Below are 2,384 nucleotides of genomic sequence, written 5' to 3'. Positions count from 1 at the left end.
TGCCTCCATAATGAATAAAAGTGCAAGGGATTCGGCCACCTGCCGAGAAAAGTCCTGCACTTATTATACCAAAAAAATATAACAGATACTGTTAAATCAACGAAGATATAGTAATCAGCAGGCATTACTTAGTCTATCTCATCAGCGTTTCCTTGACTCGCTACCAGCAAGGCTTTTTAACTGATTCGAAAGAATGGGATGACCTATCTGAGGAAAACAGTCACATTGTCATGGGAGACCATGGGGAACTGGAAGCTATCGTGAATGAAATGGGTCTGGAAATGAATGAGGCGTTGGTCAAAGATTTGGTGTGTTCGATTTATTTTCTTAAGGAAGATCATATTCCTCAAGTGAGTCAACGGGTGATGAATGAACAGATGGACCTGTTCATTCAGCGATTTCAGAAATCTCTCTTTCTAGAAATGGATATAAACAGCCAAAAGTTGGCAAAAAAAATATTAATGCTTATTTTTATGCATCATCAAGCATACCCTTTCAAAGATCCCATCATTTTTGACAAGTTTCGCTTTAACGCAGTGGCCATCTCCAAAAATTATCCCAACTATGCCAGACTGCTTGAATACTCTTTAAAAATCATGGAAAAAGAGACCAATTTCCCTTGGTATTCTATTTATTTTACCGACATATTGTATTGGATCATGGTAAAGTGGCAGAATTTGCCGATCATTTTAGAAAACAAGAGAACTAAGGTCACTGTGCTTGTCTTGACCGACCACGGCAGTGATCACACCATCATGCTGGCAAGTCTTTTAGAGAAAAACTTCGGACAAAAAGCGCACGTCAAACCCTACACAAAACCAATTTTGAACTTACAGTCCCTGACCGAAGAATCCTTCGCAGACTGTGATCTTTTTGTGACGAATTTTATCTGCGACACACTGCCAAAACACAAGATGGTTGTGGTCAACACATTCCCTACTGATCAAGACTGGGGGAAAATCAGGGTCGCAATCAATGAACGCAATCGGGGACCAGAAAATATCGTTACTAATATTGACGACCTCTTTCTTAATTTAGAAAGGCAAGAGATATCATGAAATATTCACTACTCATCAGCGCTGTAATCAATAACTTGGCCATCATGACCAGTTCCTTCTTGCTGGGTTATTTTTTCACTGTGCGCAGCATGATAAAAAATACCAATACGCCAGCTTCCCCTATGGAAAGTTATCGATTAAACAAAACACAAGAAACGATTATCGGCATCAGCTACGGCCTATTCAGTTTCTTGTTGTCCCTTAATACGATTCAGCTTGATACTTGGCACCGGATTGATGCCCGCTATATTTTCATCTATCTGGTGGTCTTTTATGTCTCGTTTTATTCTGGATGCATTTCTTCCATTGTCTTAATACTTGCCAAATCTTGGCAATATTATTTGACAGGCATCTCCCTTTTTTCAATCGAATTTTTCAATAATATCATTTTTACGCTGATTGTACTTCTAATTTCCTATTTCTTTTCAAAGAAAAAAGAACACATCTGGAAGAAACTCTTTTGCTTTTTGCTTTTATTTTTTGTTTTCCGGACGCTGCTGCTTAGAATGTATCTCCCTGACTTGTTTGAACGCAATGTTGGTTGGCAGCTCTTATTCTATTACGCCATTATGAGTTTGTTATTGATTACAACTGTCTATTTCATTGAAATGTCATTAAAAACTATCGTGTCCATCAATGTTTTTCAAATCACGTCTATGAAAGATCCCTTGACGAAATTATTCAACCGGCAAGCATTAGACACTTACATTGAATTTTTATCTTTGAACCGAAAAATACCAGACAACACAACTATTTCTATTACTACCATAGATTTAGACTCATTCAAAAAAATCAATGATCAATTTGGACATTCTGCTGGCGATGCAGCACTGTACCATTTTTCCAAACTATTAAAAAGTGATGTTTTTCATTCCAGTCATATTTATCGCCTTGGCGGTGATGAGTTTTTGATTATCCATCATTACTCACCGGAACAAGTAGAGTGGGAGTTAAAAAATCTTTTGACCCTCGTTCAAAATACTCCTTTTCACTATGAAAATCATACTCTTCCTATCAGATTGTCTATCGGAACGATTCATACACGGATGAGCAAGGACTTTAAACTAGCCGAAGCTATCAAACAATCCGATACAGCACTTTACCAAGCAAAAAAGCAGTATGAAAATTCTTTAGTGAGCTATCATAAATAAAAACTAAGAGGCTGACCCATAAGTCCTCATTCACGACAAAAAAGGAACGAAATCTTTTTATGATTTTGTTCCTTTTTTTAGCGATAAAAATAGCACTTCCTTGTATAATTAAAGTACCAACCATAACCAAAAGGGAGTGCTATCTATGTACAAAGATTATAACATGAATCAGGTC

2 protein-coding genes are annotated in these 2,384 nt (G+C 37.1%); both read left to right on the top strand.

The window, feature by feature from the left end; all coding sequences use genetic code 11:
* Positions 1-95: 95 nt before the first annotated feature.
* Positions 96-1,058, top strand: coding sequence for an AcpB/EbpR/MafR family transcriptional regulator (locus CBF29_RS13575; protein ID WP_484444100.1), 963 nt, complete (start codon positions 96-98; stop codon positions 1,056-1,058).
* On the top strand, positions 1,055-2,209 hold the full coding sequence (locus tag CBF29_RS13570) for a GGDEF domain-containing protein (protein ID WP_126810237.1): 1,155 nt from the start codon (positions 1,055-1,057) through the stop codon (positions 2,207-2,209). The genes CBF29_RS13575 and CBF29_RS13570 overlap by 4 nt, the downstream gene beginning before the upstream one ends.
* The last annotated feature ends 175 nt before the right edge of the window (positions 2,210-2,384 follow it).

It is taken from the genome of Vagococcus elongatus (genome assembly GCF_003987645.1).
Lineage (GTDB): Bacteria > Bacillota > Bacilli > Lactobacillales > Vagococcaceae > Vagococcus_A > Vagococcus_A elongatus.
This window is presented reverse-complemented; position numbering and strand designations above follow the sequence as displayed.

Coding starts and splice junctions, on each gene's coding strand:
- CBF29_RS13570 (WP_126810237.1), top strand. CDS start 1,055: ATGAAATATTCACTACTCATCAGCGCTGTAATCAATAACTTGGCCATC.